Annotated in this window: 15 protein-coding genes; 6 read left to right on the top strand and 9 right to left on the bottom strand. The window is 68.3% G+C overall.

The window, feature by feature from the left end; all coding sequences use genetic code 11:
• Positions 1-76: 76 nt before the first annotated feature.
• The 3 genes from VMT65_RS11890 to VMT65_RS11900 form a co-directional block, all read right to left on the bottom strand.
• A complete protein-coding gene (locus VMT65_RS11890; protein ID WP_326308167.1) occupies positions 77-1303 on the bottom strand; it encodes a GGDEF domain-containing protein in 1227 nt (408 codons plus the stop codon).
• Between the two features lie 390 nt (positions 1304-1693).
• Positions 1694-2329: a TetR/AcrR family transcriptional regulator gene (locus tag VMT65_RS11895; protein WP_326308168.1), complete on the bottom strand. Its 636-nt coding sequence runs from the start codon at positions 2327-2329 to the stop codon at positions 1694-1696.
• Between the two features lie 5 nt (positions 2330-2334).
• On the bottom strand, positions 2335-2928 hold the full coding sequence (locus tag VMT65_RS11900; protein WP_326308169.1) for a TetR/AcrR family transcriptional regulator: 594 nt from the start codon (positions 2926-2928) through the stop codon (positions 2335-2337).
• A gap of 406 nt (positions 2929-3334) precedes the next feature.
• On the opposite strand from VMT65_RS11900, the gene VMT65_RS11905 reads away from it, so the two are divergent.
• On the top strand, positions 3335-3559 hold the full coding sequence (locus tag VMT65_RS11905; RefSeq protein WP_326308170.1) for a hypothetical protein: 225 nt from the start codon (positions 3335-3337) through the stop codon (positions 3557-3559).
• A 48-nt stretch (positions 3560-3607) separates the two neighbouring features.
• On the opposite strand, the gene VMT65_RS11910 is transcribed toward VMT65_RS11905, so the two are convergent.
• On the bottom strand, positions 3608-4237 hold the full coding sequence (locus tag VMT65_RS11910) for a TetR/AcrR family transcriptional regulator C-terminal domain-containing protein (protein WP_326308171.1): 630 nt from the start codon (positions 4235-4237) through the stop codon (positions 3608-3610).
• A gap of 78 nt (positions 4238-4315) precedes the next feature.
• Between VMT65_RS11910 and VMT65_RS11915 the strand changes: the two genes are divergently transcribed.
• The 3 genes from VMT65_RS11915 (at position 4316) to VMT65_RS11925 (ending at position 6900) form a co-directional block, all read left to right on the top strand.
• Positions 4316-4915 carry an ATPase gene (locus VMT65_RS11915; protein ID WP_326308172.1) on the top strand — a complete coding sequence of 200 codons (600 nt, stop codon included), beginning with the start codon at positions 4316-4318 and terminating at the stop codon, positions 4913-4915.
• A gap of 79 nt (positions 4916-4994) precedes the next feature.
• Positions 4995-5678, top strand: a complete 684-nt coding sequence (locus tag VMT65_RS11920) for a TetR/AcrR family transcriptional regulator (protein ID WP_326308173.1) — start codon at positions 4995-4997, stop codon at positions 5676-5678.
• A 274-nt stretch (positions 5679-5952) separates the two neighbouring features.
• Entirely contained in the window at positions 5953-6900 is a 948-nt protein-coding gene (locus VMT65_RS11925; RefSeq protein WP_326308174.1) for an alpha/beta fold hydrolase, read from the top strand.
• 69 nt (positions 6901-6969) lie between these two features.
• Here VMT65_RS11925 and VMT65_RS11930 read toward each other — a convergent pair whose 3' ends face one another.
• Entirely contained in the window at positions 6970-7932 is a 963-nt protein-coding gene (locus VMT65_RS11930) for an Rpn family recombination-promoting nuclease/putative transposase (protein WP_326308175.1), read from the bottom strand.
• A gap of 142 nt (positions 7933-8074) precedes the next feature.
• On the opposite strand from VMT65_RS11930, the gene VMT65_RS11935 reads away from it, so the two are divergent.
• Entirely contained in the window at positions 8075-8737 is a 663-nt protein-coding gene (locus VMT65_RS11935) for a hypothetical protein (RefSeq protein ID WP_326308176.1), read from the top strand.
• Positions 8738-8768: 31 nt separating this feature from the next.
• Here the strand turns inward: VMT65_RS11935 and VMT65_RS11940 are convergent, their stop codons facing one another.
• Together VMT65_RS11940 and VMT65_RS11945 are read right to left on the bottom strand one after the other, a co-directional pair.
• On the bottom strand, positions 8769-9599 hold the full coding sequence (locus VMT65_RS11940) for an aldo/keto reductase (RefSeq protein WP_326308177.1): 831 nt from the start codon (positions 9597-9599) through the stop codon (positions 8769-8771).
• Between the two features lie 162 nt (positions 9600-9761).
• The gene (locus tag VMT65_RS11945; protein WP_326308178.1) at positions 9762-10385 is read right to left on the bottom strand and encodes a carbonic anhydrase; all 624 of its coding nucleotides are present in this window, start codon (positions 10383-10385) and stop codon (positions 9762-9764) included.
• A 122-nt stretch (positions 10386-10507) separates the two neighbouring features.
• On the opposite strand from VMT65_RS11945, the gene VMT65_RS11950 reads away from it, so the two are divergent.
• Positions 10508-11857, top strand: a complete 1350-nt coding sequence (locus VMT65_RS11950; protein WP_326308179.1) for a TIGR01777 family oxidoreductase — start codon at positions 10508-10510, stop codon at positions 11855-11857.
• A 22-nt stretch (positions 11858-11879) separates the two neighbouring features.
• Here VMT65_RS11950 and VMT65_RS11955 read toward each other — a convergent pair whose 3' ends face one another.
• Together VMT65_RS11955 and VMT65_RS11960 are read right to left on the bottom strand one after the other, a co-directional pair.
• Entirely contained in the window at positions 11880-13196 is a 1317-nt protein-coding gene (locus VMT65_RS11955) for a cryptochrome/photolyase family protein (RefSeq protein WP_326308180.1), read from the bottom strand.
• Positions 13197-13231: 35 nt separating this feature from the next.
• Positions 13232-13861, bottom strand: coding sequence for a lipocalin family protein (locus VMT65_RS11960; RefSeq protein ID WP_326308181.1), 630 nt, complete (start codon positions 13859-13861; stop codon positions 13232-13234).
• Positions 13862-14185 lie beyond the last annotated feature (324 nt).

Here is a 14185-nt window from a genome sequence, read left to right on the forward strand (position 1 = left end):
GCGTGAACACCCCCGAGGATGCCAAATCGGGTGGTTGGGAGGGCGGAATGGGTTGAGGTGGCCCAGGATCCGACGGCTACCTCGGTCGCCTTGGGCTGCCCACCAGTGTTCTGGCGATCTTCGACCGTCGGTCTTCGGCGGCACTGATTTCCGAGCGAACCGCCTTCGACGAGACCGCGCCGCCCTCGGGTCGCGCCGTCACCGTAGTGCGGGCGTGAAGGGTCTCCGACGCGGTGATATCGGACAGCAGGACGGCATTGCCGCCTTGCTGTTTGGCTCGGTACATCGCCTCGTCGGCGGAGGCGATCGCGACCCGCACCGGATCGCAGGTGGGGTTCTGGGCATCGGGTGCGGGCATGGGTGCGAGGCCGATGCTGGCGGTGACCGTCATGGGGCCGATCGGCTCGGCGATTGCACCGCGGACTCGGTCGGCCACCTCGAGGGCTGCCGCGAGGGATAGACCGACGATGATGGCGAATTCCTCACCGCCGAAACGGGAGACAATGCTCTTCGGCGGTGCGACTCGGCGCAAGCGGTCGGCGGTGCGGACCAGCACCTCGTCGCCCGCGCAGTGGCCGTAGGTGTCGTTGATGGCCTTGAAGCGGTCCAGGTCGATCATCATGACGCTGGCGGGGAACGAGGCCGGGCGGGCGAATCGGATGGCCGAGTAGTAGTCGAGGCCGCGCCTGCTCAGCAGTCTGGTCAGAGGGTCCGAGAGCATGTCGCCGCGCAGCAGGGAATAGCAGATCTGCAGGCCCGGCGGCACCATGACGGCGGCGGCCATACCCAGGATCATGATCAGGGCGGACGTGGTGTCGCCGCCGCGAAACAGCGGCGCCGCCAGCAGGCACGCCGAGAGGAGCGACCAAACCGTCTGCCCGACAAGCATTTTGGGGCTGTGTAGCGCACTCACGTAAATGCCGATGATCAACAGCATCATCATGCCGACCGCCCGCACCACATACCCGGGACTCAGCGCGCACACCGCGGTGATGGACACGTCGGCAATACCGGTCAGCAGCAACGAGGCCCGCTCGGTGGGCCACGGCCCCACCAACCACCGCGCGCACCACAGCACTCCAACCCCCGCCAGCAGCCACAACAGCACCCGCGACGCCGAATCCGTTGGCCCCGTGGGTGACAGCACGCTCAGCACGGCGATGATCGGCGCGGCCAACCCGCAGAGCCCGACCGCCGTCTTCAGCAGCCCGAGCGCCGACCGAGCGGCAATGGCCTCGACGACCCACTGGTAGTCGAAGTCCTCACGCCACCACTCCCGAAACAACCGCAGACCAACGACCACGTCCAGCCCCTTCGGCGCGGAACGGAACCCCCGGCACGATCGACTCGCCTCACCCGCCGCCATCGCCGGGCGAATACCGAAGTCTACTCACCGGTAATGATCCCGACCGCGAAACCGTGATCTACGTCACCGGCGTGTCGATCCGCGTCGGGCGGCAACCCCACGATGGCTGCTAGGTGAGACTGTCAGGCGGAGAAGCGGTGGCGGGATGGCGTCGCCCATCGGGGGCTGATCGCAACGCTCGCCTCGTCTTCGGCACTGTCGTTGGTGCGGGCGATCATGAAGCCGACCGTCCACCGGGCCCGAAATATCCTTGCGGGCAATGCATTTCCCGATCGATCACTATCGCTTCGCCGGAATGAAACATCCTGCGGCTCAACGACCTTCGGCTCAGGATTCGTCCGCGAGCAGGTAGTCGAGCAGGGAGACGATGCGGGGGATGTCGAACCGGTCCGGATCGTCGAGGAGCAGGCGCGCACCGGTCTGGATGAGGCCCTGGACGATTCGTATCAACACCTCGAGATCGACGCCGTCCGCCGCCGCGGGATGACGGACCAGCCACTCGCCGAAGGCCCGACGCAGCGGTGCACGCAGCTCGTCGCGCGCCGTGGCGACCCGGTCTCGCAGCGCGGGCGGCACGCCGTCGATCGGAAAGTAGACCAGCCGCCAGGTGTCGGGCATGGCCCGCACCTCGACCAGGAAGAGCTCGAGTCCCGCGCGCAGCGCCGCGGCGGGTTCGGCCGCCGGATCGGCGAGCCCCGCGGTGGCGCGGCCGACGCCCTCGGCCATGCGTGCGGCCTCGCGGCGAATGAGCTCGTCGAGCAGTTCCTCACGGCTGCCGAAGGAGTCATAGACCACCGGCCGCGACACCCCGCCGCGCTCGGCGACCGAGGCGATGCTCACCTCGCCGAACCCGCTGTTCGCGACGATCCGTAATGCGGTGTCGAGCAACTGTTCCCGGCGATCGGCGGGCGAAAGACGCTTGGGGTAGCGCCGTTTGGTCGTTCCGGTCCTGGCCGTGGGCACGGGCGCTATCCCTGCTTTCCGGCGACGGGTGCGGCGGCCCGTCGCGCCAGCCAGCGCAGCGTCGTGGACACGGCCTCCCGACTGTTCTCATGATCGGGCTCGAGCACCAGCAGGGCGGCGGTCTCACTCACCGAGAACGCGGCGTGGCTGAGCAACTCGACGTCCACCTCCCGCTCCCGCGCCGCCGCGATCATGGTGATCAGCGCCCTGCCGCGTGCGCGCACCTCGGCCTTGCCCCGTTCCACGCGTTCGGAGGTGCCGGGCGGCGCGCCCTCGGCGGGCATCAGCACGAATCGGCAGCTCTGCGGTATGGCCAGCACCATGTCCAGGTAGGCGTCGGCCAGCTCGACCGCGAACTCGGCCGGGTCAGCGTCGAGCGGCAACTCGGGCATCGACGCCATGGCCATATCCAGGACCCGCCGCTCCTCCCGATCGATGAGGGCGGCGAAAAGCGTGTCCCGATCACCGAATTCGGCGTACAAAGCCGGGCGGGTGAGGCCCGCGATCCGCGCGATGGCGTGCATGCTCGCCGCCGCGAACCCGTCGCGGACGATGAGATCGCGTGCGGCATCGAGGATTTGCTCGCGATGCGCCGACACCTGTTCTCCATTTCCGCCGATACCGAATCGGGTCGTTCCGGTGGCGTCAGTGTACGCATCCGCCGTCGCGGCCGATGTCGTCACTTGATCGGGAGCACACCGCCGACGTCGGTGGCCTTCCAGCCCACAGCGCGATCGGGCCGCGGTGGGCCGGCAGAAACCGCCAATCCCGATCGCGGCAATCCGATCACTTTTTCGCCGAAATATTGACAGTGGCGAGTCGGGCTCGACAGTCTTTACGAGGCGTGATCGTCGGCTCGGCGATCGCGGTGCAAATCCGGCTGCCAGAGTTCCCGCCAACCGGCGAATGCCCTGGTCAGCGCACGGAGATTCGACGGACGCGGACCCTTTCCGCCGTCCCATCCCGATAGTTTGGACGAGAAAACCTACCAATCCGGAGGTTGGAATGTCTGGCAAGCACGGCCGAAAACCCGGCCAGGTGGCGAACAAGGTCAAGCAGGGGATGAAGGATCAGGCCCACCGAATGGAAAACGATATGGACCGCCTGGCAGACGACGCCCGGCGCGACATGGACCGGCTGGGAGCCGGAATGCAGCGCGAGGCCCAGCAGGCCCGCTCCGACATGAAGGACATGAACAAGGACATGAAGCGCAAGCTGCAGCACCACTAGCGCCGACCGTCCGAAAAGGCCGGTCCACCTCCGGGTGGACCGGCCTTTTCACGGTCGATGACGCAGCCGCGCGGACAATCCGAGGACGAGAAGTTCTGTGCCGCCGCGGAATTCGTCGTCCGCCGACATCTCGCGAGCCTGCGTCGCGGTGTCGACGAGCAACGGGTATTCGGCGGCGGACAGTTCGGCCATGGCGGCCGTTCCCGCGCCCGCGAGTGCGGCGTAGTGCTCGTTCTGCAGGAACCCGAGCAGGAAGTCGACCACCACCCGCTGGGCGATCACGCGGTCGCGGCCGGTGAATCCGGCCTCGGTCAGCACCGTGAGCATGGCCTCGATCCAGCGCGTGGTGGCGGGCGAGGTCTGGCGGTGCCGCAGGGCCAGCGGCACCGCGGCCGGATGCGCGGAGATCGCCGCCCGGGCCCGGTCGAGCAGGATCGCGAGCCTTTCGCGCCAGTCGGTGCGCGGCGGCGGTGAAACGTCGATCGAGCCGAGAATCGCGTCGGCGACCAGGATTTCGAGCCGCTGGCGGTCGGGGACGTATCGGTAGAGCGCCATGGTCGCCATGCCGAGTTGCTGGGCCACCGCGCGCATGGTGAGCGCGGGCAGGCCGTCACGGTCGATCACCGCGAGTGCCGCGGCGGCCAGATCGGCGGTCGTCAGCGACTTGGGGCGGGGCATGGATTGACAGCGTACGTGATACGCGCATACTCGACGTAGGCGTATCTCGTACGCCTACGTCTCTCGAGGAGTCCGCCCATGATGACGATCGAGGTATTCACCTCCGATACCGATCTGTCCGAAGAGCGCGGTCGGGAATTGGCCCGCCGCCTTCGCGATTGCCTCACCACCGGCCACAGCGCACCGGCCAGCGTGGTGGCCCGGGCACAGGAGTTGACCCACGTCACGGTCCACCGACCATTGGCCTGGGCGACCGGCGGCCCGGACCCGGAACGGGTGCCGCGCTACCTGCTGCGGGTGACGGTGCCCGGCACCTGGATCGGCAACGAGTTCGGCGAGCACGCGATTCCGGCTCTCACCAGCGCGGTCGGCGAGTTCGACGGCGATCCCCAACGGCTGCACCACCATCCGCACTGTGTGGTGCAGGTGATCGGCCTGCGCGAGGGCACGTTCGGCACCCGCGGCGTCGTCACCTCGAGCTCCGACGTGACCCGCATGATGACCGAGGACTACCGCGAATCCGCCGACCTCGCCGGCGGCACGGTCGACCCGGTCTGCGGCATGACCGTCGACCCCGCCACGGCCCGCCACACCCTCACCGTGGACGGAATCGAGTACGCCTTCTGTGCCTCGGTGTGCCGCAAGGTTTTCGCCGAAGACCACGGCATCGCCGTCTGAGGTCCGCGGGTGGATCGCCGGGCTGCCAGGGCGAACGGCTCCGAGTCGGAGCGTTCCGGGTCGACCGTATAGTCGACACGTGGTTAGAAAGTCCGCCGCTACGACCGAGACCCCGGAACCGGCGGGGACCGAATCCAAGGCCGCCCGCACCCGTACCCGCATCCTCGACGCGGCCGCGTTCGTGCTGAGCCGCAAGGGATACGGCGGCACCCGCCTCTCCGATGTCGCCGAGCAGGCGGGGTTGCAGGCCCCGGCGATCTACTACCACTTTCCTTCACGCGAGGACCTCATCGAGGAGGTCATGTGGGCCGGGGTCGCGAGCATGCGCGAACACGTCGAGGCCGTGCTGGATGCCCTGCCCGCCGACACTCCCCCGCTCGACCGCATCGACGCCGCCGTCGAGGCCCACCTGCGCCACGAGCTCGAGATCTCCGACTACGCCACCGCCGCCATCCGCAATGCGGGCCAGGTCCCCGAACGCATTCGCGCCCGCCAGGTCGCGGAGGACAACCGGTACGCCGACACCTGGCGCGAACTCTTCGCCGCCGCCCGGGACGCGGGCCTGCTCCGCCCCGACCTCGACGTCAGCGCCGCCCGCATGCTCGTCCTCGGCGCCCTGAACTGGTCCGCGGAATGGTGGAATCCCCGCCGCGGCTCCCTGGACTCGGTGGTCCGCACCGCCCAGACCATGATCCGCAACGGCCTGTCCGCCGCGGCCTCCGCAGCCGAGCCCGCCAAGCCCAGACGCCGCGCCACCGCCTGATCGGTGGCGTCGAGATCGCCGCCTCGACACCCGCCCACCGCGCCGAACTTCGAACAGGCACTGCGCAACCACGCCCTCCGCGCCACATCGGGCCCACTAGGCGCGACGTGCCCGGCGACTGCGTTCGGATCACCGTCACCGGCCGATGCCGCGAACGGCCCACCTTGGTGTCATTCGACGACACCTTGGGCGGCGGGCTTCACTCCCCGGGCATCTGCTGTCGGCGGCGTGCCGGGCGAATAGTGGACTCACCCGCCGACCACTTGGAGCATCGATGTCGACCGTGAGCCCCCTCGCCGCCGCCGGGCAGATGCGTGTCACCGTCCGGACCGAAGACGGTGTGGCACTGCAGGTTCGAATCTTCGGCCCCCGGCACCCCGATCTGACCGTCGTTCTCTCACACGGGCATTGCGGCCACGGCGAGTCCTGGGCTCCGGTCCGAGACGCCCTGCGGCGGCAGTATCCGAACGCCCGGATCGTCTGTTACGACCACCGCGGCCACGGTGACTCCGCGCGCGCCGACCACCGCACGTACACCCTCGAACAGCTCGCCGACGACCTGCGCGCGGTGCTCGGCGCCGTCGCGCCCACCGGACCGGTTGTGCTCGTGGGACATTCGATGGGCGGCATGAGCGTGCTGACCTATGTCGCCCGGAATCCGGAGCAGATCGGCGACCGCGTCATCGGCGTCGGCCTCATCGCCACCGCCGCGAGCAACCTCACCGAGGCCGGCCTGGGCCGCTTCCTGTGCCACCCGGTCATCTCCGCATTCCAGACCGCCGTCCGCGTCGCCCCCGGCCTCATGCATTACGCGAAGCTCTTGGCGGGCAAGGCTTTCGCGCCGATCATCCGCAAGGCCCACCGTGCCGACTGCCCGCTGGCACCCCGCTGGCTCACCCTGGCCAACGCCATCCACAACCAAACCCCCATCGTCACCATGGCCGCCTTCCTCCAAGCCTTCACCACCTACGACCGCACCGACGCCCTCCCCACCCTCTCCCAAATCCCCACCCTCATCCTCTGCGGCTCCGCCGACCTCCTGACTCCCCCCTCACATTCGATCACCATGGCCGCCGCCATCGACTACGCCGACCTGGTCCTCATCCCCACCGCCGGCCACGCCGTCATCCTCGAACACCCCACCCCCGTCACCGAAGCCCTAACCCGCCTCATCTCCCGCACCCAGGACCCCAACCCCACCCGTCATGCTGTAGCCGCGTAACAAGAACGGCCGACCTCCACAACGAAGATCAGCCGTTCAATGGTCCGAGCCGGCGTCGAAGCAACCCACCTACTCGGCAAATATCTCGTCCAGAGACTCAGCGGTGAGCACCCGCGCACCCCACACCCGCAACCGCCCCGCCTCCGCGCCGCGCACCGCCCCGACAACCCAATCGGGCACCGCCCCGAACTTGACCACCAACTGGTCGAGCAAGGCCTCCGCCCGCCCCTCGGTGCGTCCTTGGGTGCGGAACTGTTCAGCGGTAGTCATCACGATCTCCTTCGCTCGCGGACCGAGCCGGTCGATCAACGGTGCAAAGCCAGCGACATCGGTCTTGCCGACACTCCAAAGATACGTCATCACCTGGTCGAATTCGCCCGGGTAGTCCTCGATCAACACACGCAGCTCGCCCTCGAGCGGCAATAGATCGTGGCCAAGCCGGGGATTCCCAGGAGCGATCTGCAACGACACGAACAGCACCTTCGCCATCACGCTGAGCTTCCGCGCCCGCAAGGCCGCCACATCGGCCGTGCCCAGGTCGTCCAGCAGAAACCGCAGCCGCGGCAGACACTCGCCCAATGCCAACCGCATATCTTGGTCAATATCCAGCAGATCGGACAGCTCGGTGGGCGTGCTCCAGCGATGCCGGCGTGGATCGCAGTGCACCACCACCGGGATCACCACCGGCAGCCGCCGCGTGTGCGGGTTGCGCCGCAGGTAGCGGTTCCAGATTGCCACCATGTATTCGAGCATCCGGAACGCCATCAACTCGTCCGTGCTGCTCTGATGCTCGATCAGCATGAACACGAACGCGTCGCGATCATTCCAACGGGTCCGATACAGCACGTCGGTGTAGCGCGACCGCAGCTCCTTCGGCACGAAACTGCACGACTGCAATTCCATGCCGTCCCAATCCAGCTGCGCTACAACGGCTTCCGGCAGGACTGTCCGCATCTCACCCGCCGCCGCGGTCGCCTCGGACATGACATGCCGAAAGTAGGCGTCGTGTGGATTCTTCGGCTGCTCAGCCATATTCGAGCAAACTACTCTCGGGATTCCTCGCCGAGGGCCGATTCATCAACGTCGCGCGGTATGCCCGATTCGCCGCTCGCGCAATGGGTTGGGGTTGGGGTCGACCGTTGACCCGGGCGGGGGTTGGTGCTGAGCTGGATACATGGCTGGGGACAGTGCTGGGGAGTTGATCGGGCGCGTGCGGGGGCGGGTTTCGGTCGGCGCGAAGGGGAATCGGTTTTTGGAGCTGTTGGAAGGTGGGCGGATTCCCCGTGAGCGGTTGTCCTGGCTGGCCGGGGAGGAATATCGCATCGTGGATAGCGACCGGCGCAGTTTCGCGCTGCTGGCCGCCCGATATCCGGAACCGCCCGCCGGCGACTTCTTTCTGGCTCTGGCACAGGGCGAATCGCAGGCCTTCCGGCTGCTGCACGACTTCGCCGCCGCGCTCGGACTCGGCGAGAAGGATCTCCAGGCCTACGAACCGCAGCCGCTTGCCCAGGCGTATCCGGCCTACCTCGCGCAGCGCGCTCTGTTCGGGACGGCGGCCGAGGTGGCGCTCGCCATGCTGACCAACCTCGAGGAATGGGGAAACTACTGCGCGCGAACAGCTTCCGCGCTGCGCGCACAGTACGGACTCAGCGACGAAGCCATCGCCTTCTTCACCTTCTTCGCGGACTCACCGCCGGATTTCGCCGCGCAGGCGACGGAAGTCGTGGCGGCCGGTCTCGCCGCCGGGGAGGCCCCCGCGGATCTCGCCCGAGCCGCACGACTACTGCACGACTACGAAGCGGCGTTCTGGAACTCCTTGGCGACGGGCCTTTCCTGACCAGCCCAATGGCGGTTCATCGGGCGTGGTGTCACCACCAGGGGCGTTCCTGGGCTTCGGCGGTGTGTCCGGTGCGGTCGAGGGCGTCGAGGCGGGCCATGTCCTCGTCGGACAGGGTGAAGTCGAAGATTCGCAGGTTCTCCTCGATGCGGTTGCGGTGCACCGACTTCGAGATAGCGGGGATCCCCCGCTGGACGACCCAGCGCAACAGGACATGGGCCGGGGTGCGTCCCGCCGCGGCGGCGATTTCAGCGACGGTGGTGTCTCGGAGGAGGCGTCCGGTGCCGAGCGGACTGTATGCCTCCAAAGCGATCCCGTGTTTTCGGCAGGCTTCGAGCAGGCCCTGTCGGAAGTCGACCGGACTGTAGCTGACCTGGTTGACCGACGGTATGCGTTCGGCGACGGCCGTGACGCTTTCCAGTTCGGCCGCACTGAAGTTCGAGACGCCGATCGATCGCGCGTAACCACGTTCGGCGGCCCGCTCCATGCCGGACCACGCCCGCGTCGGACCGCCTTGCGGCCAATGCACCAGATACAGATCGACCTGGTCGACGCCCAGTCGGCGCAGGCTCTGCTGCATGGCACCGACCGGATCGTTCCCGCGCGGGAAGAATTTGGTCGTGATGAATACCTCGCCACGATCGATTCCGCTGTCCCGCAGCGCCTTTCCCACGCTGGCCTCGTTCCCGTAGGCCTGGGCCGTATCGATATGGCGGTAACCGGCGTCCAGCGCCCAGCGCACCGCGTTCACGCACTCCGGCCCGTCGGGCACCTGCCACACGCCCAACCCGAGCAGCGGCAGCGCACCGCCGTCCGCCAGCACCCGCGCCCGGCCATCCGGAGTGAGTTCGTCAGATGTCATGGTGATACGAACCACTCACTCCGCCTTTCTGTTCCGGCCAGTCCGCTGCGTCACAGGAGTAGGAGTGACAGGCCCGCTTCGAGTGCGCGGCCACTCGGGGTGTCGCGTGACCAGACCGCCCGACGCCGTGGCCCGCTCCGGGGCTGCGGCGCACGGTGATGGTCAGGCGAGTTCGCCGATATCGCCGATCACGCTCCGCAGCTGCGCGCGTCCGTCCTCGAGCCGGTAGGTGACGCAGGCGATGGCCAGCCTGCCCGCCGCCACTGCCGCCGCGACGGTCTGGGAGTGGTCCATCAGCAGTCGGCTCGTCTCGGCCACATGCCGGGCCTCGAGTTCGTCGACCTCGGTCAAACCCTCACGGCGGCCGAGCAGAATCGAGGGTGCCACGCGCTCGACCAGGCTACGGATGAAACCGCCGGGCACCGCGCCGCCGTCGAGGGCGTCGATCGTCGCCTTCACCGCGCCGCAGCTGTCGTGCCCGAGCACGACGATCAGCGGGACGTTCAGAACCTGCACGCCGTACTCGATGGAACCGAGCACCGAGCTGTCGATGACATGACCGGCGGTGCGCACCACGAACATGTCACCGAGGCCCTGATCGAAGATGATCTCCGCGGCGACTCGTGAATCGCCGCAACCGAAAACGATGGCCGTCGGGTGCTGGCCACCGACCAGCTCGGCGCGATTGCGCGCGTCCTGGCCCGGGTGCTGCTGACGCCCCGCCACGAAACGATCATTACCGTCGCGCAAAGACTTCCACGCACTGATGGGATTCGAGTTCGGCATGCCACGATTCTGCACAAACAAGTCATACTGGCAAGTCGACCGTACGGGTCGGCATCCTCCTCGCATCATTATTCGATGCAGGAACGTTGCATTTGAGTCGCGGGGATGGCTACCCTCGAACTGTGAGCATCGAGTGTTCGAGCACCATCGCGGTTCCTCGGACGGAAGTGTTCGAGTGGTTCGGCAGGCCGGGCGCTCTCAGCCGCCTCGCACCGCCATGGCAACCGGTCGCCATCGCATCCGAGGCGGATTCCCTCGCTGACGGGCAAGCGGTCCTGCGGTTACCCGCCGGGCTACGCTGGGCGGCCCGGCATCGCGCCGAGGAGTTCGATCCCCCGCGCCGATTCGTGGACGAGATCGCGGTCGACGGTCCGGCCTCGATGCCGATCGGGCGCCTGCTGCCCTGGCGGCACACCCACGAATTCGAGGCGGTCGACGACGAACACACCCGGATCATCGACCGGGTCGACACTCCCGTTCCCGCCGCCGTGCTCCGACCCATGTTCGATTACCGCTATCGTCAGATCGCCGATGACCTCGCCGCACACCGGCGCGCGGCCGCACACGGATTCGAGAAGTCCACCATCGCCGTCACCGGTGCGTCCGGCCTGGTCGGCACCGCGTTGTCGGCGTTCCTGAGCACCGGCGGCCACCGCGTGATCCGCCTGGTCCGCCGGGCGCCGGCGAATCCCGATGAGCGCCGCTGGGATCCGCACGCCCCGGCACCGGAGCTGCTCGCGGGGGTCCATGCCGTCATCCATCTGGCGGGTGCGTCCATCGCCGGACGGTTCACTCCCACGCACAAGCGCGAGATCATGGACAGCCGCGTCGGGCCGACCCGCGAGCTGGCCGAGCGGGCGGCCGAAGCGGGCGTCCCGCTGTTCGTCAGCGCCTCGGCGGTCGGCTACTACGGCGCCGACCGCGGCGATGAGCTGCTCGACGAATCCGCCGAGCGCGGAACAGGATTCCTCGCCGAGGTGGTCGAGGAGTGGGAAACCGCCGCCAGCCCCGCACTGGCGGCGGGAACCCGCGTGGTGCACGTGCGCACCGGAATAGTGCAATCGCCGCGCGGGGGGACGCTGCGCCTGCTACGCCCGTTGTTCGCCGCCGGGCTCGGCGGACGCCTCGGGGACGGGCGTCAGTGGCTGCCGTGGATCGGCCTCGACGACCTGGTCGACGTATACCATCGCGCGCTATGGGACACCGAGCTGTCCGGCCCGGTCAATGCCGTTGCGCCGCACCCGGTGCGCAATCGCGACTACACCCACGCCCTGGCCCGGGTACTGAACCGGCCCGCGGTGCTGCCGATCCCCGCCTTCGGCCCGGCAGTGCTGCTCGGCAGGGAAGGGGCCGCCGAGCTCGCCGCCGCCAGTCAGCGGGTGATTCCGGGACGCCTGCTCGCCGCCGCCCACGAGTTCCGGTTCGAGGACATCGAGCCTGCCCTGCGGCATCTCCTGGGGCGCGGCGCGTGACCCGCAGGCCGGTGAATCACGTTCACATGCCATTGAATTCGACGATCGGCGGCGGATAATCCCCGATGGGATTGCCGCTGCGCCAGGGACGGTGGATCTCCGCTCCGGGCAGGTGCGCGAGTTCGGGTATCCAGCGCCGGGCGTAGGCGCCGTCCGGATCGAAGCGCTCGGCCTGCCGCAGCGGGTTGAGCACCCGGCTCGATCGAGTATCGGTGCCGGTGCCCGCCATCCACTGCCAATTGAGCCTGTTGTTGGCGACATCGGCGTCCACCAGCCAGCGTTCGAAATGCTTCGCGCCGATCCGCCAGTCCACCCGCAGGGTTTTGACCAGGAAGCTCGCGGCGACGAGCCGGGCGCGACCGGGCATCAGCCCGGTCGCGAGCAACTGCCGCAAGCCGGCATCGACCATGGGATATCCGGTGCGCCCGGCACACCAGGCAGCCACGCCGGCCGGATCGGTGCGCCACGGGGCGTCCACCGACCGGTAATCGCCGAGGGCGACATCGGGCCGATCGGCCAGCACCTGGTGGTAGAAATCCCGCCATGCCAGCTGCCGGACGAAGGCGAGTGCACCCGGATCGGTGACATCGGTCCGTGACACCACCTCCACCGGCGACAGGCATCCGAAATGCAGATACGGCGACAGCCCCGAGGTGCCGTCCACCGCGGGCGAATCCTTGACCTCGGCATAACGAGTCACGGGCCCGGAAATCCAGTGCTCGAACCGCTTTCGGCCGGTGGTCTCACCGCCCACCTCGAGTTCGGGAGAACCTCCGGAGGCGAGCACGCCCGGATCGGCGTCCCCGGTGATCGGTGGCACCGACAGCGCCTCCGGCGCGGGCAGCGGGCGGCGCACCGGGGTGTCCAGCCACCTGCGGAAGTACGGTGTGAACACCGCATAGTGTCCGCGGCCGGTGTCCGGGCGCACTGCACCGGGATCCACGGCGGTGATCGACGCGGCATGCGCGTACAGGACGCAGCCGATGCGCGAAAGCCTTTCCCGCAGCAGGCTTTCCCTGCGCAGACCGTAGCCGGTGACGTCGGCCGCGAGATGCACGCAGCCGGCGCCCGTCTCCCGCACGACCCGCTCCACCTCGTCGACCACCCGTCCGCGCCGCACGATCAGGCGGCCGCCACGGGCACGTAGTTCGCCATCGAGCTCGCCCAGCGCGGCGCCGAGGAACCGCAGCCGGTTCGGCGCGTCGCCCAGCCGGGCGAGCAGATCACTGTCCAGGACGAACAGCGGCACAACCGATCGGGATTCGCGATATGCCGCGGTCAACGCCGGATTGTCGTGCACGCGCAGGTCCCTGGTGAACAGCACGATGGCGACGGTCATACCGCCATCCTAACAATATTCGATGCATAATCGATTCAACCGCCCGCTGCGACTCGAGCCGCGCACAGCGGGCCGATGGCCTCGATGCCGCCGCGGGTCGGGCTGGTCAGATACCAGCACGCGTTCTCGCCCACCGCCGCGATGGCCGCGCGAATCCGCAGCCATTCGGCGGGTTCCAGGGCCGGGGTGCGGGACAGTACGAATCCCGACAAGCGGTAGGGATCGGTGACCAGTGCCCAGGAATAGTCCGCTCCCAGTGCTGTGACGACGTAATTGGCCGGACCGTAGCGCGCGTCCTGGGTGGGAACGCCCGGAAAGCTGACGTGCAGCTGCGCCCGGGTCGAGGGATCTGCGACGGTCGCGGTACCACGAATATCGTTCGCACCGCCCGACCAGGTGGTGCACGAATTGTGCACCGCCACATCACCTCGCGCGTCGAGGGTGTACTCCGCGCGGGTGTCGCGAGCGCACACCAGATTGAAGAACTGCGGTACCGCTGCCAGCTGGTACCAGGTGCCCAGATACCGATCCACATCCAGTGCGGCCACCGGTGCCGGGGGCTCGGCCTGCGCGATCGCCGAATTTCCGCTCACCGCACCCGAAGTGAGCAGCCCCACCACGAGCGTGAGCGCTGACGCCAGACGCCGCAACATGTTTCGATTCATCGCCTCTCTCCTGTCTTCGGACGTCCGGATTCTTCGATGGGATGGCGCCGCCCGCCCGGCGTGCCCGCCCCAGTGCGGTCCGCACACCCGCCGTGCGGGTCCCATCACCGCACCACGCTGACGCGCTCCCGCCACGGCGCCACCTTGCGCTTGCCGGATCACGCGACCGCACCCGCGCGAATGCCCGGCATCGAGCAGTCCCGGAACGGGCCGGCCACCGAGGTGACCCGCTGCCCCGACCACGACGCATCACATGGTGATCCCATCTCTCGTTTCGCCGACTTCCCGTAGGCGACCGGGGCCGGAGGGTTGCGGTGACGACGA

Source organism: Nocardia sp. CDC153 (genome assembly GCF_035818515.1).
Lineage (GTDB): Bacteria > Actinomycetota > Actinomycetes > Mycobacteriales > Mycobacteriaceae > Nocardia.

Coding starts and splice junctions, on each gene's coding strand:
- VMT65_RS11905 (WP_326308170.1), top strand. CDS start 3,335: ATGTCTGGCAAGCACGGCCGAAAACCCGGCCAGGTGGCGAACAAGGTC.
- VMT65_RS11910 (WP_326308171.1), bottom strand. CDS start 4,237: ATGCCCCGCCCCAAGTCGCTGACGACCGCCGATCTGGCCGCCGCGGCA.
- VMT65_RS11915 (WP_326308172.1), top strand. CDS start 4,316: ATGATGACGATCGAGGTATTCACCTCCGATACCGATCTGTCCGAAGAG.
- VMT65_RS11925 (WP_326308174.1), top strand. CDS start 5,953: ATGTCGACCGTGAGCCCCCTCGCCGCCGCCGGGCAGATGCGTGTCACC.
- VMT65_RS11930 (WP_326308175.1), bottom strand. CDS start 7,932: ATGGCTGAGCAGCCGAAGAATCCACACGACGCCTACTTTCGGCATGTC.
- VMT65_RS11935 (WP_326308176.1), top strand. CDS start 8,075: ATGGCTGGGGACAGTGCTGGGGAGTTGATCGGGCGCGTGCGGGGGCGG.
- VMT65_RS11940 (WP_326308177.1), bottom strand. CDS start 9,599: ATGACATCTGACGAACTCACTCCGGATGGCCGGGCGCGGGTGCTGGCG.
- VMT65_RS11945 (WP_326308178.1), bottom strand. CDS start 10,385: ATGCCGAACTCGAATCCCATCAGTGCGTGGAAGTCTTTGCGCGACGGT.
- VMT65_RS11955 (WP_326308180.1), bottom strand. CDS start 13,196: ATGACCGTCGCCATCGTGCTGTTCACCAGGGACCTGCGCGTGCACGAC.
- VMT65_RS11960 (WP_326308181.1), bottom strand. CDS start 13,861: ATGAATCGAAACATGTTGCGGCGTCTGGCGTCAGCGCTCACGCTCGTG.